The organism is Modestobacter altitudinis, from assembly GCF_005930475.1.
Classification (GTDB): Bacteria; Actinomycetota; Actinomycetes; order Mycobacteriales; family Geodermatophilaceae; genus Modestobacter; species Modestobacter altitudinis.
Genome location: NZ_SJEW01000058.1, coordinates 13,036 through 33,256, shown reverse-complemented (window position 1 = coordinate 33,256; position 20,221 = coordinate 13,036). Strand labels below are relative to the sequence as shown.

At 74.0% G+C, this 20,221-nt stretch carries 21 protein-coding genes; 14 read left to right on the top strand and 7 right to left on the bottom strand.

Features of this window, described 5'->3' with window-relative positions; translation table 11 throughout:
- The first annotated feature begins 96 nt into the window (after nt 1-96).
- The 10 genes from FHL79_RS18610 (at nt 97) to FHL79_RS18565 (ending at nt 11,811) form a co-directional block, all read left to right on the top strand.
- Entirely contained in the window at nt 97-423 is a 327-nt protein-coding gene (locus FHL79_RS18610; protein ID WP_138760065.1) for a TcmI family type II polyketide cyclase, read from the top strand.
- Between the two features lie 29 nt (nt 424-452).
- Complete coding sequence (gene accA / locus FHL79_RS18605) at nt 453-2,192, top strand: acetyl-CoA carboxylase carboxyl transferase subunit alpha (RefSeq protein ID WP_138760064.1); 1,740 nt, start codon at nt 453-455, stop codon at nt 2,190-2,192.
- Between the two features lie 2 nt (nt 2,193-2,194).
- Nucleotides 2,195-2,722 carry an acetyl-CoA carboxylase biotin carboxyl carrier protein gene (locus FHL79_RS18600; protein ID WP_246080964.1) on the top strand — a complete coding sequence of 176 codons (528 nt, stop codon included), beginning with the start codon at nt 2,195-2,197 and terminating at the stop codon, nt 2,720-2,722.
- Nucleotides 2,719-4,458: an acetyl-CoA carboxylase biotin carboxylase subunit gene (locus tag FHL79_RS18595; protein ID WP_138760063.1), complete on the top strand. Its 1,740-nt coding sequence runs from the start codon at nt 2,719-2,721 to the stop codon at nt 4,456-4,458. The genes FHL79_RS18600 and FHL79_RS18595 overlap by 4 nt, the downstream gene beginning before the upstream one ends.
- 98 nt (nt 4,459-4,556) lie before the next feature.
- Nucleotides 4,557-5,051, top strand: coding sequence for an SRPBCC family protein (locus FHL79_RS18590; RefSeq protein ID WP_138760062.1), 495 nt, complete (start codon nt 4,557-4,559; stop codon nt 5,049-5,051).
- Entirely contained in the window at nt 5,048-6,019 is a 972-nt protein-coding gene (locus FHL79_RS18585) for an ACP S-malonyltransferase (protein WP_138760061.1), read from the top strand. Before FHL79_RS18590 ends, FHL79_RS18585 begins: the two co-directional genes overlap by 4 nt.
- Entirely contained in the window at nt 6,016-6,447 is a 432-nt protein-coding gene (locus tag FHL79_RS18580; protein WP_138760060.1) for a cupin domain-containing protein, read from the top strand. The genes FHL79_RS18585 and FHL79_RS18580 overlap by 4 nt, the downstream gene beginning before the upstream one ends.
- Entirely contained in the window at nt 6,444-7,739 is a 1,296-nt protein-coding gene (locus tag FHL79_RS18575; RefSeq protein ID WP_138760059.1) for a beta-ketoacyl-[acyl-carrier-protein] synthase family protein, read from the top strand. The genes FHL79_RS18580 and FHL79_RS18575 overlap by 4 nt, the downstream gene beginning before the upstream one ends.
- Nucleotides 7,736-8,977 carry a beta-ketoacyl synthase N-terminal-like domain-containing protein gene (locus tag FHL79_RS18570; protein ID WP_138760058.1) on the top strand — a complete coding sequence of 414 codons (1,242 nt, stop codon included), beginning with the start codon at nt 7,736-7,738 and terminating at the stop codon, nt 8,975-8,977. Before FHL79_RS18575 ends, FHL79_RS18570 begins: the two co-directional genes overlap by 4 nt.
- Nucleotides 8,974-11,811, top strand: a complete 2,838-nt coding sequence (locus tag FHL79_RS18565; RefSeq protein WP_138760057.1) for an FAD-dependent monooxygenase — start codon at nt 8,974-8,976, stop codon at nt 11,809-11,811. The genes FHL79_RS18570 and FHL79_RS18565 overlap by 4 nt, the downstream gene beginning before the upstream one ends.
- Nucleotides 11,812-11,868: 57 nt before the next feature.
- On the opposite strand, the gene FHL79_RS18560 is transcribed toward FHL79_RS18565, so the two are convergent.
- Entirely contained in the window at nt 11,869-12,945 is a 1,077-nt protein-coding gene (locus FHL79_RS18560) for an alkene reductase (RefSeq protein WP_138760056.1), read from the bottom strand.
- Nucleotides 12,946-13,143: 198 nt separating this feature from the next.
- Here FHL79_RS18560 and FHL79_RS18555 point away from each other — a divergent pair, with 198 nt between their 5' ends.
- The gene (locus FHL79_RS18555; RefSeq protein WP_138760055.1) at nt 13,144-13,965 is read left to right on the top strand and encodes an SDR family oxidoreductase; all 822 of its coding nucleotides are present in this window, start codon (nt 13,144-13,146) and stop codon (nt 13,963-13,965) included.
- A gap of 49 nt (nt 13,966-14,014) precedes the next feature.
- Here the strand turns inward: FHL79_RS18555 and FHL79_RS18550 are convergent, their stop codons facing one another.
- Nucleotides 14,015-15,853 (bottom strand): ABC transporter ATP-binding protein, encoded by a 1,839-nt coding sequence (locus FHL79_RS18550; protein ID WP_246080962.1) that lies wholly within the window; start codon nt 15,851-15,853, stop codon nt 14,015-14,017.
- A gap of 77 nt (nt 15,854-15,930) precedes the next feature.
- Between FHL79_RS18550 and FHL79_RS18545 the strand changes: the two genes are divergently transcribed.
- Nucleotides 15,931-16,359 carry a MarR family winged helix-turn-helix transcriptional regulator gene (locus FHL79_RS18545; protein ID WP_138760054.1) on the top strand — a complete coding sequence of 143 codons (429 nt, stop codon included), beginning with the start codon at nt 15,931-15,933 and terminating at the stop codon, nt 16,357-16,359.
- 2 nt (nt 16,360-16,361) lie between these two features.
- Here FHL79_RS18545 and FHL79_RS18540 read toward each other — a convergent pair whose 3' ends face one another.
- The gene (locus tag FHL79_RS18540; RefSeq protein ID WP_138760053.1) at nt 16,362-16,871 is read right to left on the bottom strand and encodes a DUF3291 domain-containing protein; all 510 of its coding nucleotides are present in this window, start codon (nt 16,869-16,871) and stop codon (nt 16,362-16,364) included.
- Between the two features lie 37 nt (nt 16,872-16,908).
- Nucleotides 16,909-17,532 (bottom strand): dihydrofolate reductase family protein, encoded by a 624-nt coding sequence (locus FHL79_RS18535; RefSeq protein WP_138760052.1) that lies wholly within the window; start codon nt 17,530-17,532, stop codon nt 16,909-16,911.
- Nucleotides 17,533-17,684: 152 nt separating this feature from the next.
- On the opposite strand from FHL79_RS18535, the gene FHL79_RS18530 reads away from it, so the two are divergent.
- Nucleotides 17,685-18,506, top strand: coding sequence for a dienelactone hydrolase family protein (locus FHL79_RS18530; RefSeq protein ID WP_138760051.1), 822 nt, complete (start codon nt 17,685-17,687; stop codon nt 18,504-18,506).
- Here the strand turns inward: FHL79_RS18530 and FHL79_RS18525 are convergent.
- Together FHL79_RS18525 and FHL79_RS18520 are read right to left on the bottom strand one after the other, a co-directional pair.
- Nucleotides 18,503-18,835, bottom strand: coding sequence for a thioredoxin family protein (locus FHL79_RS18525; protein ID WP_246080960.1), 333 nt, complete (start codon nt 18,833-18,835; stop codon nt 18,503-18,505). The genes FHL79_RS18530 and FHL79_RS18525 overlap by 4 nt on opposite strands.
- 20 nt (nt 18,836-18,855) lie before the next feature.
- Nucleotides 18,856-19,281: a winged helix-turn-helix transcriptional regulator gene (locus FHL79_RS18520; RefSeq protein ID WP_171058237.1), complete on the bottom strand. Its 426-nt coding sequence runs from the start codon at nt 19,279-19,281 to the stop codon at nt 18,856-18,858.
- Between the two features lie 92 nt (nt 19,282-19,373).
- Here FHL79_RS18520 and FHL79_RS18515 point away from each other — a divergent pair, with 92 nt between their 5' ends.
- Complete coding sequence (locus FHL79_RS18515) at nt 19,374-19,769, top strand: hypothetical protein (protein ID WP_138760048.1); 396 nt, start codon at nt 19,374-19,376, stop codon at nt 19,767-19,769.
- Between the two features lies 1 nt (nt 19,770).
- Here the strand turns inward: FHL79_RS18515 and FHL79_RS18510 are convergent, their stop codons facing one another.
- Nucleotides 19,771-20,145, bottom strand: coding sequence for a VOC family protein (locus FHL79_RS18510; protein WP_218938513.1), 375 nt, complete (start codon nt 20,143-20,145; stop codon nt 19,771-19,773).
- Nucleotides 20,146-20,221: the final 76 nt, after the last annotated feature.

Sequence of the window (20,221 nt, the reverse complement as noted above, 5' to 3'; positions counted from 1 at the left end):
CTCCAGAACAGCCCCTGCGGCCGATGCCGGCGGCGCCGGCGCCGCCCTAGCGTCGTCGGTGTCGATCCGGTCCCGCCCACCGCCGCAGGAGCCCCCGTGCACGAGACGATGATCATCGCGAAGATGGACCCCCGCGACGCCGGCGAGGTGGCCGCCGTCTTCGGCCGCTCCGACGCGACGTCCATGCCCCACGACATCGGGGTGCGGCACCGGTCGCTCTTCCAGTTTCACGGCCTCTACGTGCACCTGATCGGCTTCGACCGGCCGCCGTCGGAGTCGATGCAGGTGGCGCAGTCGCTGCCGTCCTTCCGGGCGGTCAGCGACGAGCTCAAGCCCTACATCGAGCCGTACGACCCGAACTGGCGCTCACCGCAGGACGCGATGGCCCGCCGCTTCTACCACTGGACCTCGTCGCCCGAGTGAGGGCGACGGCACGCGGTTGAGAGGCAGTCATGACCCGTTCCTCGTTGACCACACCCGGTGTGCCCGCCCCGCCGGTGCACGCGGGCTGGACCTCCTGCCCGTCCTGCGGCTGGCTGCTCTACCACAAGCGGCTGGAGCGCAACCTGCACGTCTGCCCGGAGTGTGAGCACCACCTGAGGCTGAGCGCCCGGGCCCGGATCGACATGCTCGTCGACGCCGGCAGCTTCACCGAGACCGAACTCCCCCGCGGCGACTCCGACCCGCTCACCTTCACCGACCTGCGCCCCTACCCCGACCGGCTGCGCGACGCCGCGCACCGTTCCGGCGAGTCCGAGGCGGTCCTGGTGGGCGAGGCGCGGATCGGCGGGACCCCGCTGGTGCTCGCCGTCATGGACTTCGGCTTCCTGGGCGGCAGCATGGGCGTGGAGGTGGGCCGGCGGGTGAGCGAGGCCGCCGCGCTGGCGCTGGAGCAGGGCCGGCCGCTGGTGGTCGTCTGCGCCAGCGGTGGGGCCCGGATGCAGGAGGGCGTCTTCTCGCTGTTCCAGATGGCCCGCGCCAGCGAGGCCTTCGGGCGTCTCCGCGAGGCCGGGCTGCTCTCGGTCTGCGTGCTCACCGACCCCACCTACGGCGGGGTCTCCGCCTCCTTCGCGACCCTGGCGTCGGTGCTCATCGGGGAACGGGGCGCCCACGTCGGCTTCGCCGGCCCCCGGGTGGTGCAGGAGACGATCCGTGCCGAGCTCCCCCGCGACTTCCAGACCTCGGAGTTCCTGCTCGCCCACGGCCTGGTGGACCGGGTGGAGAACCGGGCGGACCTGCGGCCGGTGCTCATCCGGCTGCTCGCCCTGCACGGTCAGGACGCCGCCGACGTCCCGGCCACGGACGGACCGGCCGGCGAGCCGGACCCCGCCCAGGCCGAGGCGCCCGTCCTGCAGCCGGTGGAGAGCGACCCCTGGGACGTCGTCCAGCGGGCGCGGGTCGTCGACCGGCCGACGACGCTGGACTACCTGCACACCGCCTTCGACGACTTCGTCGAGCTGCACGGCGACCGGGCCTTCGGCGACGACCCCGCCGTGGTGGGCGGGGTGGCCTCCCTCGGCGGCCGGGCGGTCGTGGTGATCGGCCACGAGAAGGGGCACTCGGTCCGCGAGCGGGTGGCCCACAACTTCGGGATGCCGCACCCGGAGGGCTACCGCAAGGCGCTGCGCCTGCTGGGGCACGCCGAGGCCCACCGGCTGCCGGTCGTCACCCTCGTCGACACCCCCGGGGCGCACCCGGGACCGGAGGCGGAGGAGCGCGGGCAGTCCCACGCCATCGCCGAGATCATCATGCGGAGCAGCCGGCTGCGGGTCCCCGTGGTCGCCGTGGTCACCGGCGAGGGCGGCAGCGGTGGCGCGCTGGCGTTGTGCACGTCGGACCGGTTGCTCGTCCTGGAGAACGCCTACCTGTCGGTGATCAGCCCCGAGGGGTGCGCGGCGATCCTGTGGCGGACGGCGACGGCGGCTCCCGCCGCGGCGCGGGCCATGCAGCTGGGCGCCACCCACCTGTACCGGTCGGGCATCGCCACCTCCGTCGTCCCCGAGCCATCGGGCGGTGCGCACACCGATCCGGTCGCAGCGGCGGACCTGCTGCGCGCGGCGCTCCTCCGCGAGCTGGACGAGCTGTCCCGGGCCGACGTCGACACCCTGCTGGCCGAACGCTCGCGCAGGTTGTCCGGCATGGACGGCCGCCGCGTGCGCACGCTGCAGCCCGTCGTCCCGGCGGGGTGCTGACCGTGCACCCGAGTGAGTTCGCCTCCCGGCCCACGTCGATCGGCGCCCCGCTGCCGGCCGACGACACCACCCGGTCGCTCAGCGACGAGGTGGTCGAGCTGGCCCGCAGCCTGCCCGGTGACCTGCGCCGGCTCACCGTGCGCAGCGGCGACAGCGCGATCGAGGTCGAGTGGGCCGCCGAGGAGCGACCCGCCGGCGAGCCCGGGGGCGCGCTGCGGAGCACCCCGGTCGGCCGGGACGTCCTGGTCGAGACCGCCGAGCCCGCCGTCCCCGACGACGTGGTCGCCGTCCCCGCGCCGCTGGTCGGGACCTTCTACGTCGCCTCGTCACCGGACGCCGACCCGTTCGTCCGGGTCGGCGACACCGTCGAGCCCGGTCAGACGCTCGGGATCGTCGAGGCGATGAAGCTGATGAACCCGATCGTGGCCGACGAGGCCGGCGTCGTCACCGAGGTCCTCGCCGGGGACGCCGAGTCGGTGGAGTACGGGCAGGTCCTGATGTACCTGCGCCCGACGGGGGCCGCGCAGTGATCAGCCGGCTGCTCATCGCCAACCGGGGCGAGATCGCCGTCCGGATCGCGCGCGCCTGCCGTGAGCTGGGCATCGAGGTCGTCGCCACCTACTCCACCTCCGACCGGCACTCCGCGGTGGTGGCGATGGCCGACGAGGCGGTGCACATCGGCCCGCCCGCCCCACGGCACAGCTACCTGCACGTGCCGAACCTGATCGAGGCTGCGCTGCGCACCGGCGCGGACGCCGTCCACCCCGGCTACGGGTTCCTCTCCGAGGACCCGGACTTCGCCGAGATCTGCGAGATGGAGGGGCTCACCTTCGTCGGTCCGCCGCCGGAGGTCATGCAGCAGATGGGCAACAAGGCCACCGCCCGCCGGCTGATGGCCGAGGCCGGCCTGCCGCTGCTGCCCGGGGTGGTCGAGCCGGTCCGGACGGCGGCGGAGGGCCGGGCGATCGCCGACGAGATCGGCTACCCGGTGATCATCAAGGCCGCTGCCGGGGGCGGTGGCCGCGGGATGACCGTCGTGTCGGCACCGGAGGAGTTCACCGAGGCGTTCGCCGCCACCCGCGCGGTCGCCCGTGCGGTCTTCCGCGACCCGACCGTCTACGTGGAGCGCTACCTCACCCGCGCCCGCCACGTGGAGGTGCAGGTGCTCTGCGACGGGCACGGCGCCGGGATCCACCTCGGCGAGCGCGACTGCTCGCTGCAGCGCCGCCACCAGAAGCTGCTCGAGGAGGGGCCCGCCGCGCACCTCTCCCCCGAGCGGCGCGCCGAGATCGGTGCCCTGGCGGTGCGCGGAGCGCTGTCGGTGGGGTTCACCGGCGCGGGGACCGTCGAGTTCCTCGTCGACGACGCCGGCGCGTACTTCATGGAGATGAACGCCCGGATCCAGGTCGAGCACCCGGTCACCGAGGTGCTCACCGGCGTCGACCTCGTCCGGGAGCAGCTGCTGGTCGCCGGCGGCCGGCGGCTGCAGCTGCAGCAGGAGGACGTGGTGACCCGCGGCGCGGCGATCGAGTGCCGGATCAACGCCGAGGACCCGGCCCGCGGCTTCGCCCCTGCCCCCGGCCACCTCGACGTCCTGCAGGCCCCCGGCGGGCCGTGGACCCGGTTCGACACCGGCTACCGGCAGGGCGACGACGTGAGCCCGCACTACGACTCGCTGCTGGGCAAGCTCGTCGTCTGGGCCCCCGACCGCGACCAGGCCGTCCGGCGGATGGACCGGGCTCTGGCCGAACTGCGGGTCGAGGGGCCGGCGCTGCACACCACCATCGCCCTGCAGCGCGCGATGCTGCGCCACCCCGACGTGCGCGCCGACCGGCACGACATCGAGTTCCTCGACCGCAGCCTGCCCGAGCTCCTGGCCTCCGCAGCTGCGCTGTCGGCGACCCCGTCGGCGCCCATGCCCGCCCACGGGTCGCTGCAGCTCGTCCCCGCACCGTCCGGCAGCGACCGGCCGGAGCTGTCCCGTCCACCCATCCCTGAGAGGAACACCGCCATGCCCGACACCCCGTTCACCCTCGACGACCTGATGGACCTGCTCTCCGAGAAGGCCGGGCTCCCCCCGGAGTCGCGCACCACCGACCCCGACGCCCACTTCGCCGACATCGGCCTGGACTCGCTGGCCTTCCTGTCCATGCAGACCGAGCTGCACGACCGGTTCGGGATCGAGATGCCCGACGACGACCCCGACCGCTACACGCTCGGCGAGATCGTCTCGACCGTCTCCGCGGCCCAGTCGCAGATGGCCTGACGGAGGACCCCTCTCACGCCTCGCACGCTCGGCGCGAGCCCCTGGACGGGGCCGCCCCCGCCCGACCCCTGACCCAGGCAGACAGCCGGAGGACCCAGATGAGCACCCTCGAGAACGACAGCCGGACCGTCGGCCACACCGACAACTCGATCTTCATCGACGCGGACATCGACCACGTCTGGCGGATGACCAACGACCTGCCGTCCTGGCCGGACCTCTTCACCGAGTACGCCGAGGTGGAGGTCCTCGCCCAGCACGGCTCGACATTCCGGTTCCGGCTCAAGATGCACCCCGACGAGTCCGGTCGGGTGTGGAGCTGGATCTCCGAGCGCACCCTCGACGAGGCCGCCCGCGAGGTGGTCGCCAAGCGGGTCGAGCCGGGCCCGTTCGAGTTCATGGACATCCGGTGGAACTACACGCCCGAGGGCACCGGCACCCGGATGCGGTGGCAGCAGGACTTCCGGATGCGGCCCGAGGCGCCGATCGACACGGCCGGCATGACCGAGCGCATCGACGCCAACAGCAAGGTCCAGATGGCCGTCATCCGGGACAAGGTGGAGGCCGCCGCCAGGCACGCGGAGCCGACGACGTGACCGGACTCGCCCCGGGGGCCGCGGTCGTCCTCCCGGGTGAGGACAGTGCCCGCCCCGGCGCGCTCGACGCCTGGCTCGGCGACGAGGCCGCCCGGGACGTCGTGGCCGAGGCCTCGGACGTGCTGGGCCGGGACGTCGTCCCGTGGTGGGGCGACCCGCTCAACCTCTGCGACCCGGTGACCGCACACCTGGCGGCGGTCGTGACCGGGGTCGCGGGGCACCGCAGCCTGGTCGCCGCCGGTCTGCAGCCGGTCGTCGTCGCCGGGCACGGCGTCGGGGAGTACGCCGCGCTGGTCGCCGCCGGCGCCCTGCCGCTGGACCAGGTGGTGGCGTTCGTCGACTGGCGCGCGGAGGCGCTGTCGCACGCGCCGCGCCCCTCGTGTGCGGGCATGGCGGCCGTCGTCGGGCCGGGTGCCGGCGAGGTCGCCCGCTCCGTGGTCGCGGAGCTCGGGGCCGGCGGAGGGCTGACCGTGGCGTCCCTGGACGGCCCGGCCCAGGTGGTGCTCTCCGGCAGCCGGGAGGAGCTGGAGCAGGCACGCGCGGCCGTCACCGCGGCAGGACTGGACATGGTCCGGCTCCGCGGGCGGGCCGCCTGCCACGGCCCGCTGATGCGGTCGGTCGCCGACCACCTCGCCGCGCCGCTCGCCGACCTGGACTGGTCCGTCCCGGACGTCCCGGTCGTGCCCAACGCCGACGGCCGGCCGACCCGTGACCCCGACCAGCTGGCCCGCTGCCTGCGGGCGCACCTGACCTCGCCGGTGCAGTGGGAGGCCACCTCGCAGGCGCTGGTCGGGGCCGGTGCCACCTGGGTCGTCGAGGTGGGCCCGGCGCCCACCCTCGGCCCGCTGATCCGCCAGGTCCACCCGGACCTCCCGCTGCTCCTGGCCACCGGGCCGGGTGCGCTCACCCCCATCGCAGTCCCGGAACCCGCGCTGACGGGTCCGGCCCCCACCGGAGGAGAGAGATGACGACGATCCAGCACCCCACCGCGAAGGTGCGCTGCGGGCCCACCGTGTCGCGGGCCGACACGGTCCCCAACCGCCGCCGCGGCGGTGACATCCGGGTGCTGCTCTCGCCGACCAGCGTGGGCGCCACCGCCGGGTTCATGGGCACGCTCACCCTCGAGCCGGGGGAGGTCGTCACCGAGCACTGGCACCCGTACTCGGAGGAGTTCCTCTACTGCGTCTCCGGCGACGTGCTGGTGACCCTGGACGGCGAGGAGCGCCGGCTGGGCGGCGAGTCGGCGCTGCACATCCCGATCGGGGTGCGGCACCGCATCGTCAACGACGGCACCGAGCCGGCGTTCTTCGTCTTCCTCGCCGGCCCGCTGGCCCCCCGGCCGGAACTCGGCCACGTCGACACCGAGCCCTCCCCGGGCTCCATGGGTGTCCGATGACCGCCTCCGGACGCCGGGTCGTCATCACCGGCATCGGCGTGGTCGCCCCCGGCTCGATGGGCCGCGAGGGCTTCTGGGAGATGATCACCGCCGGCCGGACGGCGACCCGGCGGATCACCTTCTTCGACCCGAGCCGCTTCCGCTCGCAGGTGGCGGCCGAGGTCGACTTCGACGGGCGCAAGCTGGGCCTCACCGCCCACGAGGTGCACCGCAACGACCGGTTCGTGCAGATGGCGATGGTGGCCGCCGACGAGGCCGTCGCGGACAGCGGGCTGACGTTCGGGGCCGGCGGCGCGGACGACGCCCCGGACCCGGACCGGGTCGGGGTGACCCTGGGCAGCGCGGTCGGGGCCACCATGCGGCTGGAGAACGAGTACGTCGCGGTCAGCGACGCGGGGTCGCACTGGCTGGTCGACCCGCGGTACGCCTCACGGTTCCTGCACCAGGCGCTGGTGCCCAGCTGCGGGGCCACCGAGCTGGCGGTGCGCTTCGGCGCCCACGGGCCGGCCACGGTCGTCTCGACCGGCTGCACCTCGGGCATCGACGCGGTCGGCTACGGCGCCCAGCTGATCGAGGACGGCGATGCCGACGTGGTGATCGCCGGGGCCAGCGACGCCCCGATCTCGCCGATCTCGATGGCCTGCTTCGACACCATCCGGGCGACGACGGCCAACAACGCCGACCCCGAGCACGCCTCCAAGCCCTTCGACGCCCGCCGGGACGGCTTCGTCATGGGTGAGGGCGCTGCGGTGCTGGTGTTGGAGGAGCTGGAGCACGCCCGGCAGCGCGGCGCGGAGGTGTACTGCGAGGTCAGCGGCTACGCCAACCGCTGCAACGCCTTCCACATGACCGGGCTGCGGCCCGACGGCATCGAGATGGCCGAGGCCATCGGACTGGCGCTGGACCAGGGCCGGATCGACCCCGACGAGGTGGGCTACGTCAACGCGCACGGCTCGGGCACCAAGCAGAACGACCGCCACGAGACCGCCGCGGTGAAGCGCAGCCTGGGCCCGACCGCCCAGCAGGTGTCGATGAGCTCGATCAAGTCGATGGTCGGCCACTCGCTCGGCGCGATCGGGTCGATCGAGATCGCCGCCACCGCGCTGGCGGTCAAGCGCGGGGTGGTGCCGCCGACGGCCAACTACGGGGTGCCCGACCCGGAGTGCGACCTGGACTACGTGCCCAACACCGCCCGCGAGCAGAAGGTGGACGTCGCACTGTCGGTGGGCAGCGGCTTCGGTGGCTTCCAGTCGGCGATCGTGCTGGCCTCCCCGGACAGGAGGAGCGCATGACCCGGCTGCTGGTCACCGGGATCGGCGTCGTCGCCCCCAGCGGCGTCGGCGTCGAGGCGCACTGGTCCTCCCTCGTCCGGGGGGAGCCGGCCATCCGGCCGATCGAGGGCTTCGACACCGACCAGTACGGCGTGACGCTGGCCGGGCAGGTCCGCGACTTCGACCCGAAGGCGTTCGTGGCGCCGCAGCTGATGGTGCAGACCGACCGCTGGACCTGGACGTCCCTGGCGGCCGCCACGCTGGCCGCGCAGGACGCGGGCTACGAGGCACCCGAGGACGCCTACGCGACCTCGGTGTTCCTGGCCGCCGGCTCCGGTGGCAACGAGTTCAGCCAGCACGAGATCCAGGGGCTGTGGGCCAAGGGGCCGAAGTCGGTCGGCGCCTACCAGTCGATCGCCTGGTTCTACGCGGCCAGCACCGGCCAGCTCTCCATCCGGGACGGCTACAAGGGCCCCTCCGGCGTGGTGGTCAGCGAGGGGGCGGGCGGGCTGGACAGCATCGGCTGGGCCCGCCGGGTGGCGCGCCGCGGCACGCCGGCCGTCCTGGTCGGCGGCACGGAGGCCGGCGTGACGCCGTACGCCCTGCTGTGCCAGGCGACCAGCGGCCGGCTGTCGACGGCGACCCGGCCCGAGGACGCCTACAAGCCCTTCGACCGCCGGGCCAACGGACACGTCATCGGCGAGGGCGGCGCGATCCTGCTGCTGGAGGAGGCCGGCGCCGCCCGGGCCCGGGGCGCCCAGCAGGTCTGGGGCGAGGTCGTCGGCTACGGCGCCACGCACGACGCCCACCACCACGAGGACCCCGCGCCCGACGCCACCCAGTACGCCCGCGCGATCCGGCTCTCCCTGGCCGACGCCGGGATCACCCCGGACGACGTCGACCTGGTCCTCGCCGACGGGGCCGGGGTGCCGGAGCTCGACGCGCTGGAGCTCGAGGCGCTCCAGCGGGTCTTCGGCGGGCGCGCGACACCGGTGCCGGTGACCGCACCGTCGTCCTGGACGGGGCGGCTGATGGCCGGCGGCTCGGCGCTCAACGTGGCGACCGCGCTGCTGGCGATGCGGGACGGCATCGTGCCCGGCACCGCCCACCTCGACGACCCGGTCGACGCGCCGGGCGTCGACCTCGTGCAGCAGAACCGGGTGCAGGACGTCGGGACCGTCGTCGTCCTCGCCCGTGGCTTCGGGGGCTTCAACAGCAGCCTGGTGCTGCGCCGACACCAGGAGGAGCAGGCGGCATGACGGCAGCGACCGAGAAGGCCCCGGTGGTGCGCACCCTGTTGCGGATGCGCACCCGGGAAGGGTGCGAGGCGGAGTTCGAGCAGAGCTGGCGGCGGGCGGCGGCGGAGATCAGCAAGGTCCCCGGCAACCTGCGGCAGGAGCTCGTGCGCGACGCCGACGACCCGCGCACCTTCCTGATCACCAGCGACTGGGTCGACCGTGCCGCGGTCGACGCGTTCGGCCGCAGCAGTGCCCGGGAGGCGCTCACCGAGGCGCTGCGCGAGCTGCGGGAGGACGCGTCACGCAGCACCTACGAGCTGCTGCACACCGTCGACGGCGGGCAGCCCGCCGAGGACGACGCACCGCCGCACGTGCGGATCGACATCAGCACCCGGGTCGAGGAGGGGCAGGAGGAGGCCTTCGAGGCCGCCTACGCCAAGACCACCGCCGCGCTGCACGGCACCCCCGGGCTGATCCGGGAGGAGCTGCTCAAGGAGATCGGCGCGCCGAGGTACCACATCTTCGCCGAGTGGGAGTCCGAGCAGGACTTCATCACCTGGGTCGACGACCCCTCGCACGCCGACCAGAGCGCGGCGCTGATCCGCTGGCTGTCGGTGGAGTTCAACCGCCAGCACTACGAGATCCGGCACCGCCCTGCCGACCCCGGCGGCGGGTCGGCGGAGCCGACGACGCGGCCGCACGTCCGGATCGACATCAGCACCCGGGTCGACGAGGGCGAGGAAGAGGCCTTCGAGGCCGCCTACGCGAAGACGACCGCCGCGTTGCGCGGCACCCCCGGGCTGATCCGGGAGGAGCTGCTCAAGGAGATCGGCGCGCCGAGGTACCACATCTTCGCCGAGTGGGAGTCCGAGCAGGACTTCATCACCTGGGTCGACGACCCCTCGCACGCCGACCAGAGCGCGGCGCTGATCCGCTGGCTGTCGGTGGAGTTCAGCCGGCAGCACTTCGAGATCCGGTACCGGCCGGTGGACGCCGACGGTGGTTCCTGGCCGCTCCCCGCAGCGGCCGCCGGGTCCCCCGACCCGAAGCCGGTGGTGGCCGCCGCGCCGGTGCCGGCACCGCGGGTGTCCGCGCCGGTCGAACAGGTGCCGGTGCCCAGTGCACCGGTGCAGGAGTTCGTCGAGGTGCCGGGCGCGCAGCACGCGGCCGCACCCGTGCCGGTGCCGGCTCCCCCGCGGACCGTCAGCGGGGACGTCGAGGTGCTGGTGGCCGGCGCCGGCCCGGCCGGGCTGACCCACGCGCTGGAGCTGGCCCGTCGCGGCATCGCCGTCCGGGTGGTCGACAAGCGGGCGCAGGCGGCGACCCAGGCGGACAAGGCGATCGGCATCCACTGCCGGACGATGGAGATCTGGGAGGACCAGGGCATCGTCGCCGAGGCGATGGACGCCGGGATCTGGCTGCACGGGCAGACGGTGTTCGTCAACGGCAAGCAGACCCACCAGGTCGACTGGGCCGGCCTCGACGAGCTCCCCTACGCCCACCTCGGTCTCCCCCAGTACGACACCGAGCGGCTGCTCACCGCGAAGCTGCTCGCGCACGGCGTCGCCGTCGAGCGCGGGGTGGAGCTGGTCGGCTTCAGCCAGGACGACGACGGGGTCACCGCGCAGCTGCGGCTCCCGTCGGGCGTGTCCGAGACCACCCGGGCGCAGTACCTGGTCGGCTGCGACGGTGCGCACAGCGTGGTGCGGGCCGGGCTCGGGCTGGACTTCGAGGGCGGGGTGTCGATGTTCCCGCAGCTGTTCATGCTGGGCGACGTCGACGTCGACTGGGAGATGCCGCCGGGCCACCTGGTCCGCTGGGTGCGCATCGAGGAGGACGGCGCGTTCACCGGCATGCTGGTCTGCGTCCCGCTCAAGGGCCGCAACCGCTACCGGATCGCCACGCTGGCTCCCGAGCCGCTGCAGAAGACCATCGGCTCCGGCGTGGTGCCGCCCGGGTTCTGGCAGGAGTACACCCCGCCGACGCTCGCCGACATCCAGGCGGCGATCGACGACGTGGGGCCGGCGGGCACGACCGCGAGCAACCTGCGCTGGTCGTCGATCTTCCGGGTCAAGCACGGGATCGTCGACCGGTACCGGGAGGGCCGGGTCTTCGTCGCCGGGGACGCCGCGCACCTGCACCCGCCGGCCGGTGGGCAGGGCATGAACACCGGGATCCAGGACGCCTGGAACCTGGGCTGGAAGCTCGCGCTCGCCGTCCGGGGGCTGGCCGCGCCGGGACTGCTGGACAGCTACGACGCCGAGCGGCGCCCGGCGGGCAAGGCGATCGTCGACCGGGCCGTGGCCATCGCGTTCACCGACGAGATGGACATGGAGGACGAGAAGGCGCAGTTCCTGCTCGAGATGCAGATGACGATGAACTACGCCGGGAGCCCGCTGGTCGGGGAGGTGACCGACGGGGAGGGCTTCGCCGGTGGGCCGCAGCCCGGTCACCGGGCGCCGGACGTGCAGGGGCTGCGCCGCTTCGGTGTCGCCCACGACCTCCGGTTGTTCGACCTGACCCGCGGGACGCATGCGACCCTGCTGCTGCACGCCGGCGCCGGGGCCGGCGAGGAGGACCTGGCGGCGCTGGAGAAGCTGGCCGCGTCGGTCCGGCAGTCGACCCAGGGCCAGGTGCACCCGTACCTGATCGCAGCGCCGGACGCCACCGTGCCGCCGCTGGTCGACCTGCCGGTCGTCCGCGACACCCAGGGCGGCTTCGCCGCCGCCTACGGCGTCCCGGGCACCGGGACGGCGGCGTACCTGGTGCGGCCCGACGGGCACGTCGGCCTCCGCACCCGGGTGGTGACCGACGCCGTGCTGCGGGAGCACCTGTCGGGGGTCTTCGCCGGCTGACCACACAGACGAGGGACCCGGCAGCGCACGGCTGCCGGGTCCCTCGTGCTGCGGTGCTCAGCTCTGGGCGAGCACCGGGTAGTCGGTGTAGCCCTCGGCACCCGCGGCGTAGAACGTCGCGGCGTTCGGCGTGTTCTCCGGGTGCTGGCCGGCCCACCGCTCGACCAGGTCGGGGTTGGCGATGACCGGCCGGCCGACCGCGACGGCGTCGGCGTGCGCGGCGTCGATGAGCGCGACGGCCTCCTCGCGGGTGGTCACCGTGCCGAAGCCGCTGTTGGCGATCATCGGGCCGTCGAACCGGCGGCGCAGCTCCTGGACCAGCTCACCGGCCGGCTCGGCGTGCAGCACCGACAGGTAGGCCAGGCCCAGCGGGCGCAGCGCGTCCAGCAGCGTGCCGTAGGTGGCCCGGACGTCGTCGCGGTCGGTCTCCAGCGCGTCCTGGATGTCGTGCTCGGGCGAGATCCGCAGGCCGACCCGGCCGGCGCCGATCGCCTCGGCGACCGCGGTGACGACCTCGATGACGAAGCGCGCCCGGTTCTCCGGCGAGCCGCCGTACTCGTCCTCGCGACGGTTGGACGCCGGGGACAGGAACTCGTGCAGGAGGTAGCCGTTGGCGCCGTGGACCTCCACGCCGTCCAGCCCCGCCTCGACGGCCCGGCGGGCAGCGGCGACGAAGTCGTCCCGGACCTCGCGGGCCTCCTCGGTGGTCAGCGCGTGCGGGACGGGGTAGGGCTGCTTGCCCTTCTCGGTGTGCCCGGCGCCGTTGATGGCGAGGGCGCTCGGCGCCTCGACACGTCGCCCGCCGTTGACGTCGGGGTGGGTGACCCGGCCGCCGTGCATGACCTGCATGACGATGCGGCCGCCCCGGGCGTGCACCGCCGTCGCCACCCGGCGCCAGCCCTCGACCTGCTCGTCGGTGACGATGCCGGGCTGGCCGACGAAGGCCTGGGACTCGGGGCGCGGGTAGGTGCCCTCGGTGATGATCAGGCCGACGCCGGCGCGCTGTTCGTAGTGCTCGACCACCAGGTCGTTCGGGACGCCGGAGGCGCCGGACCGCATGCGGGTCAACGGGGCCATGACGACGCGGTTGGCGAGCTCGAGGTCGCCGAGCGTGACGGGGGAGAACAAGTCCATGCCGGGGACAAGGTCGTTGCCCAGGCTCACCATTCCGCGACGGCACCGACTGCGGCACGCGTCACGTCGTCCGTCGTCCGTCGTCCGTCGTCCGTCGTCCGTCGTCCGTCGTCGCCACTTTGGCGACGGAGGACCGGAATGCCGCCGGGGGTCGCGGCGCTGGCACACCCCGGACGCTCCACGAGAGGAACAGCACCCATGGCCAAGACCTGGTTCATCACCGGCGCATCGCGCGGCTTCGGCAAGGAGTGGTCGATCGCGGCCCTCGAGCGCGGCGACAGCGTCGCCGCCACCGCCCGCGACACGTCGTCCCTGGACGACCTGGTGCAGCAGTTCGGCGACGCGGTGCTGCCGATCCAGCTCGACGTCGACGACCGGGACGCCGTGTTCGCGGCCGTCGCGCAGGCGCACGAGCACTTCGGCCGGCTGGACGTCGTGGTCAACAACGCCGGCTACGGCCAGTTCGGGATGGTCGAGGAGATCTCCGAGGCCGAGGCGCGCGCGCAGTTCGACACCAACGTGTTCGGCGCGCTGTTCGTCACCCAGGCGGCGCTGCCGTACCTGCGCGAGCAGGGGTCGGGGCACTTCCTGCAGGTGTCGAGCATCGGCGGGATCTCCGCGTTCCCGAACATCGGCATCTACAACGCCTCGAAGTGGGCCCTCGAGGCGTTCAGCCAGTCGCTGGCCGCTGAGGTCGCCGACTTCGGCATCAAGGTCACGCTCATCGAGCCCGGCGGGTTCTCCACCGACTGGGGCGGCGCCTCGGCGAAGCACGCCGAGCCGAACCCGGCCTACGACACCTACCGGGAGAAGGCGGCCGAGCAGCGCAAGGCCCGCGTGGCCACGCCGGGCGACCCGACGGCCAGCCGCGCCGCCGTCCTGGCAGTCGTGGACGCGGAGGAGCCGCCGCTGCGGGTCTTCTTCGGCGACGGCCCGCTGGGCATCGCCACCCGCGACTACGAGTCCCGGCTGGCCGAGTGGCGCGAGTGGGAGCACGTCTCCAAGCTCGCCCAGGGCTGATCACCGCGACGGCCGTCGTCCCTCCTCGGGGACGGCGGCCGTCGTCGTCTCAGGCCGCGAGCACGGCCTCGCGCTCGGCGGCCCCGGCCAGCTCGGCGTACCGGCCGCCACGGGCGATGAGCTCGTCGTGGGTGCCCTGCTCCACGACCCGCCCGTGCGACAGGACGGCGATCAGGTCGGCGTCCCGGACGGTGGAGAGCCGGTGGGCGATGGTGATCGTCGTCCGGCCGCGGCTCGCCTCGTCCAGCGCGGCCTGCACCGCCCGCTCGGTCGTGTTGTCCAGCGCGCTGGTCGCCTCGTCGAGCACCAGCACCCGCGGGTCGCGGAGCAGCGTGCGGGCGATGGCCAGCCGCTGCTTCTCCCCGCCGGAGAACCGGTGCCCGCGGGCGCCGACCACGGTGTCGTAGCCGTCGGGCAGCGCCGCGATCACCTCGTGCACCTGGGCGCGCCGGGCGGCGTCGACCATGTCCGCGTCGGTGGCGTCGGGCGCGGCGTGCCGCAGGTTCTCCCGGATCGTGCCGTGCAGCAGGTAGGTCTCCTGGGAGACGACGCCGACCACGCGGGCCAGGTCGGCCAGGGTCACGTCCCGGACGTCGATGCTGTCGATGGTGACCCGCCCGGTCGTCGGGTCGTTGAGCCGGGCGACGAGCGAGGCCAGCGTGCTCTTGCCCGAGCCGGTCTCCCCCACCAGGGCCAGTGTGGCGCCGGCGGGCACGGCGAGGTCGACGTCGTCCAGGGCGGCACGAGCGCCGTCGTCGTAGCGGAACCCGACGTGGGAGAACCGCACCTCGCCGCGGACGTCGGTCAGCGGGACCGGGTGCGCCGGGTCGTCGATGTCCACCGGCAGGTCGAGGTACTCGAACACCCGGCTGAACAGCGCCATCGAGGCGGTCAGCGCGACACCGATGTCCAGCAAGCCCATCAACGGGCGGAACAGGTTGCCTTGTAGCGCGGTGAACGCGACCAGCGTGCCGATGGTCATGCCACCCGACGTCGCGGGCAGCCCGGCGGCCAGGTAGATCAGCGCCGGGATGCCGGCGAACACGATGCTCATGGTGGCCAGCCGCCAGCGCCCGGCGAGCTGGGAGCGGACCTCGAGCCCGACCAGGTCGTCCGAGGTCCCGGCGAAGCGCCGGGACTGCGCGGGGCCCGCGCCGAGGGTCTTGCCGAGGAGCACGCCGCTGACGCTCAGGCCCTCCTCGACCTGGGTGTTGAGGTCGGCGAGGTACCGCTGGCGCTGCGCGGTGATGGTGCGCCGCATCCGCGCCACCTTGCGGGTCAGCCAGATGGCCGGCGGCAGGACGACGAGGGAGAGCAGGGACAGCCGCCAGCTCAGCGCCACCATGGCGACTGCCGTCCCGACGACCGTGGTGGCGTTGGAGGCGAAGGAGGTGGCGGTGGAGGTGACCACCGACTGCATGCCGCCGATGTCGTTGGTCAGCCGCGACTGCACCTCGCCGCCCTTGGTGCGGGTGAAGAAGCCCAGCGACTGGCGCTGCAGGTGGGTGAAGACCGACGTCCGCAGGCCGTGCATGACGTGCTGGCCGACGGTCGTGGACAGCCAGGTCTGCAGCACGCCGAGGACGGCGGTCACCGCGGTGACGGCGACCATGCCGGCGACGGCCCAGGCGAGCAGCCGCACGTCACGCTGCGGGAGAGCCTCGTCGATGACCAGCCGGACGAGGAACGGCGTGGCGAGCGCGATGGCCGAGGAGGCCACGATCAGCGCGACCACCAGGGTCAGCTGCCCGCGGAACGGGCGGAACAGCCCGGCCACGCGGCTCCAGCGGACGGGCGAGCGCTCGAGTTGGGCCTTGTCGGCCGGGTCCGGTCGGCCGCTGCTGCGGCCCCCGCCGCCACGGCCCTGCATGGTGTTGTCGTCGTCCAAGCGACCACCCCCTCTCGGATCGATGGTGAGGTTACCTCACGGTGTGGTAACCGCGCCATCGGCGCTACCATTCCCGCATGACGGACTCCCCCGCCGACGACGGGACGGCAGCCCTCGGCGACCTGCTGATGCGGGCCGCCCGGACGCTCCGCCGCCGGTTCGGCGCGGTGCTCGCCCCCTGGGACCTGTCGCCGCACCAGGCGCGGGCCCTGCGGGTGGTGGGCTCCGGCGACGGTGTCCGGCTGTCCGAACTCGCCGAGGCGCTGCGGATCGCGCCGCGCTCGGCCACCGAGGTCGCCGACGGCCTGCAGGAACGCGGCCTGGTCGAGCGGGCGGCCGACCCGACCGACCGGCGTGCCGTGGTGCTCACCGCCACCGAGGCCGGCCGGCAGGTGCAGCGCGAGGTGGACGACGCCCGCGCGGCCGATGCCGGGGAGCTGTTCGGTCGCCTGTCGGGCGCCGACCGCGCCGCGCTGGCCCGGATCCTGCGGTCCCTGACGGACTGACCTCAGCGACGACGGTCGGCGGGCCGCCACGGCGGGCGGTCCCGCGGACCCTGGCGACGGGCCGACGGTCGGCCGTCGGGCTCGAACCGCTGGCGCATCCCGAACGCCCGGGCGCTGGGGCCGTGGCGCTGCAGGTACCGCAGCCGGGCGATCGCCTGAGCCGCGGTCGGTTCGCTGCCGTCGTCGACCCACCACAGCACGGCGGCCGGCTGCGGCACCGGCTCGAACCACCGCGACCGGTTCCGCAGGTACTCGGCGTGCGCGCTGCGGTAGACGAACTCGTGCAGCGGCGCGTAGGACTCCCAGACCGAGCAGTTGACCAGCACCGGGGCGCCGTCGCCCTCGACGACGACGGCCCCGTGACCCTCTCCCGGCCGGAGCCGCCAGACGAAGCCGGCACTGGTCTCGGCCAGGGCGTTGACCGGGTCGAGGGCGAGCACGAACTCCCGCATCACCGCGTCGCCCCAGGGCGCCCGCGGCCGGAAGGCGTTCGCCTGCGCCAACTGGGCCATCCCGGGATCGTCGGCGGTGCGGCGGCCGCCCGCGACCTCAGACCTGCTCGGGGGTCATCGTCCCGGTGTCGACGTCGCCGGCCCGTTGGTAGGTGCAGAGGAGCGCGCCGGTCGCGGTGCCCGTCGACGAGGTCAGCCGCCAGCCACCGGGCCTCGTGCCCTCACCGAACAGCCGCTTGCCGGTGCCCAGCGTGACCGGGAAGATGATCAGCCGCAGCTCGTCGACCAGGTCGGCAACCAGCAGCGTCTGGGTCAGGCCCGGGCTGCCGTGCACCTGCAGCTCTCCGCCGTCGGAGGCCTTCAACGCCCGGACGGCGTCCACGACGTCGCCCTCGATCAGCCGGGCGCCCTCCCAGTCGACCGACTGCAGGGTCCGCGAGGCGACGTGCTTCGGCTTGGTGTTCAGCGCCCGGGCGATCGGGTCGTCCTCGGTGGGCGCCTTCGGCCACCAGGCGGCGAAGATCTCGTAGGTGCCGCGGCCGAGCAGGAAGTCCTGGGCGCCGGCGAACCACGCCTCGATCTGCTGCCCCATCGGGTCGTCGAAGTGCGGCACCACCCAGCCGCCGTGGGAGAACCCGCCGGAGGTGTCCTCCTCCGGGCCCCCGGGGCCCTGGGCGACCCCGTCGAGGGTCAGGAACTGGGTGACGACGAGCGGACGCATCGCAGACCTCCGGGATCGCGGCCGCCACAGGTCGGCGGCCCTGCACTCCAGACGCCCCCTGCGCGGGAAAGTCATCGCCGACCGACCGGCGCCGGGGAGGACATCCCGACGGAGGACTCGACCGATCGGCCCGGATGCTCCACGATCAGCCGATGACAGAGCCGTCATCGTCTGCAGTCGCCGGGTGGGCCACCGAGTCCTTCACCAACGCCGGCATCACCCACGACCTCTACACCCGCGGGTCCGGGCCCGGCGTCGTGCTGCTGCCCGAGATCCCCGGCATGACGCCTGAGGTGATGGGACTGGCCGACCACCTGGTCGGGGCCGGGTTCACCGTCACCGTCATCTCGCTGTTCGGGGACCCCGGCCGGCCGATGACCCCCGGCTACGCGGCGCGCAGCTTCGCCTCGGCCTGCATCAGCCGGGAGTTCCGCGCCTTCGCCAAGCGGGCCGACCGGCCGGTCGCCGAGTACGTCCGGGCCGTCGCGCGCCGGGTGCACGACCGGGTGGGCGGCCCCGGCGTCGGCGTCATCGGCATGTGCTTCAGCGGCGGCTTCGCGCTGGCGTCGGCGGTCGACCCCGTCGTCCTGGCGCCGGTGGCCAGCCAGCCGTCACTGCCGATGCCGGTCACCGGCGGACGGCGCCGCGACCTGGGCATGTCCGACCGCGAGCGGGACGCCATCTCCGCCCGGGTGCAGACCGAGGGGCTGTGCCTGATGGGCCTGCGCTTCAGCGAGGACAGCGCCTCGCCGACCGACCGGTTCCGCTCGCTGCGGGCCGCCTTCGGCGACGGCTGGCTGCCCGTCGCGCTGAACTCCCGACCCGGCAACGCCGCCGGCATCGGCGAGAACGAGCACATGGTGCTGACCAGCAAGGACGTCGACACCCCCGGGCACCCGACGCACGAGGCCCGGGCCCAGGTGACGACGTTCCTGCGGGAACGCCTCGGCGTGACGGCGCCTGCTGCGGGCTAGACCCGCGCGGCGAGGTGCGGCTCGAACTCCTTCATGAGCTGCGCCTGCGGACGGGCGCCGGTCACCTGGGCGACGACCTGCCCGTCGACGAACAGCGACATGGTCGGCATGCCGAGCACGCCGTGGGCCCGGGTGGTCTCCGGGTTGGTGTCGACGTCGAGCGACACGACCCGGAGCCGCCCGGCCTGCTCCCGGGCGATCCGCTCGAGGACCGGCGCGATCATCCGGCAGGGCGGGCACCAGTCGGCGGTGAACTCGACGAGGACCGGCGTCGAGCTCCTCAGGACGTCGTCGGCGAAGGTCCGGTCGGTGGTGGCGGTCAGGGACATGGCAGCTCCTCGGTCGGTTCTCATCGGTTGACCTGGGCGACGAGCCGGTCCTGCGGACCGGCCTCCTCGCCGCACTCGCACACCAGCCGGGCGGTCACCCGGCCGCCGCAGCCGCCGTGCCGGTAGACGACGTCCTGCGGCGAGCCCGCACCGAGGTGCCGCTCACCCCAGTCCGACGCCGCAGCCAGCAGCGGCAGCAGGTCGTAGCCGGCGTCGGTGAGCACGTACTCGTGGCGTGCCCGGCTGCCCGGGACGACGTAGGGGCGGGTGCGGAGGACCCCGGCGTCGGTCAGCCGGCGCAGCCGGTCCGACAGCACCGCGCGCGGCGCGCCGGTGGCGGCCTCGAGCTCGTTGAACCGCCGCAGGCCGAGGGACACCTCCCGGACGACGAGCAACGCCCAGCGCTCCCCCACCAGGGCGAGCACCTGCGCCACACCGTTGTCCACGGTGCTGAGTCTGAACCCTGAACCCAGATTGGTCAACGCGGACGCGCACAGGACCCTTGACGTCAAGCCAGCCTGACGCGCACGCTCCCGCCATGACCAGCCCGCAGGAGCTCGAGGCCCAGCACACGTTGCGCACCGCGGTGGCCCGCTACGACGACCTCCGCGCGCGCGACTCGCTGGCCGATCCGGACGCCGACGACGCCGGCCGGCTGTCCCAGGCCGAGGTGCTGGAGATGCTGGCGCTGGCGCAGGTCATCACCAGCAAGGCCGGCTACGGACAGCAGCTCGCGGTCCGCAGCGCCCGGGAGGCCGGGGCGTCCTGGGCGGCGATCGGGCGCGCGCTGGACATGAGCAAGCAGGCCGCCTGGGAGGCGCACACCCGGTGGATCGAGGACCAGGCCGCCCAGCACCGGGCCAGTGACCTGCACGGCCTGGACGACCTGTCCGTGGCCCGCGCCAGGAAGCTGGCCGGCCCGCCGGACGAGTGACTCAGCCGGCCACGTAGAGGCAGAACGGGTGGCCGGCCGGGTCGAGCAGCACCCGGACGTCGTCCTGAGGCTGGAACTCGGCGACCTGCGCGCCCAGCGACTGCGCGAACGCGGTCGCCGCGACCAGGTCCTCGACCCGCACGTCCAGGTGCAGCTGCATCTGCTGGTCGCCAGGCCCCTGCGGCCAGCTCGGCGGCACGTGGTCGCGCTCCAGCTGGAAGGACAGGCCGGGCCCGCCCGGACGCAGCGTCACCCACTCCGGCTCGTCGGTCTCGATCGGCCAGCCGAGCAGCTCGGCGTAGAACCGGGCGAGACCCCGCGGGTCGGGCGTGCCGAGCACGGTGCTGGTCAGGCTCATCGTCGGACGGTCGGGCACGAGGCCTCCTCGGGAGGATCGACGGGTACGGCCAACGTAGGGCTCCGCACCGACGGGACGAGGCTCCTCGGTCGGC

Coding starts and splice junctions, on each gene's coding strand:
- accA (WP_138760064.1), top strand. CDS start 453: ATGACCCGTTCCTCGTTGACCACACCCGGTGTGCCCGCCCCGCCGGTG.
- FHL79_RS18590 (WP_138760062.1), top strand. CDS start 4,557: ATGAGCACCCTCGAGAACGACAGCCGGACCGTCGGCCACACCGACAAC.
- FHL79_RS18580 (WP_138760060.1), top strand. CDS start 6,016: ATGACGACGATCCAGCACCCCACCGCGAAGGTGCGCTGCGGGCCCACC.
- FHL79_RS18575 (WP_138760059.1), top strand. CDS start 6,444: ATGACCGCCTCCGGACGCCGGGTCGTCATCACCGGCATCGGCGTGGTC.
- FHL79_RS18570 (WP_138760058.1), top strand. CDS start 7,736: ATGACCCGGCTGCTGGTCACCGGGATCGGCGTCGTCGCCCCCAGCGGC.
- FHL79_RS18565 (WP_138760057.1), top strand. CDS start 8,974: ATGACGGCAGCGACCGAGAAGGCCCCGGTGGTGCGCACCCTGTTGCGG.
- FHL79_RS18560 (WP_138760056.1), bottom strand. CDS start 12,945: ATGGACTTGTTCTCCCCCGTCACGCTCGGCGACCTCGAGCTCGCCAAC.
- FHL79_RS18555 (WP_138760055.1), top strand. CDS start 13,144: ATGGCCAAGACCTGGTTCATCACCGGCGCATCGCGCGGCTTCGGCAAG.
- FHL79_RS18545 (WP_138760054.1), top strand. CDS start 15,931: ATGACGGACTCCCCCGCCGACGACGGGACGGCAGCCCTCGGCGACCTG.
- FHL79_RS18540 (WP_138760053.1), bottom strand. CDS start 16,871: ATGGCCCAGTTGGCGCAGGCGAACGCCTTCCGGCCGCGGGCGCCCTGG.
- FHL79_RS18535 (WP_138760052.1), bottom strand. CDS start 17,532: ATGCGTCCGCTCGTCGTCACCCAGTTCCTGACCCTCGACGGGGTCGCC.
- FHL79_RS18530 (WP_138760051.1), top strand. CDS start 17,685: ATGACAGAGCCGTCATCGTCTGCAGTCGCCGGGTGGGCCACCGAGTCC.
- FHL79_RS18525 (WP_246080960.1), bottom strand. CDS start 18,835: ATGTCCCTGACCGCCACCACCGACCGGACCTTCGCCGACGACGTCCTG.
- FHL79_RS18515 (WP_138760048.1), top strand. CDS start 19,374: ATGACCAGCCCGCAGGAGCTCGAGGCCCAGCACACGTTGCGCACCGCG.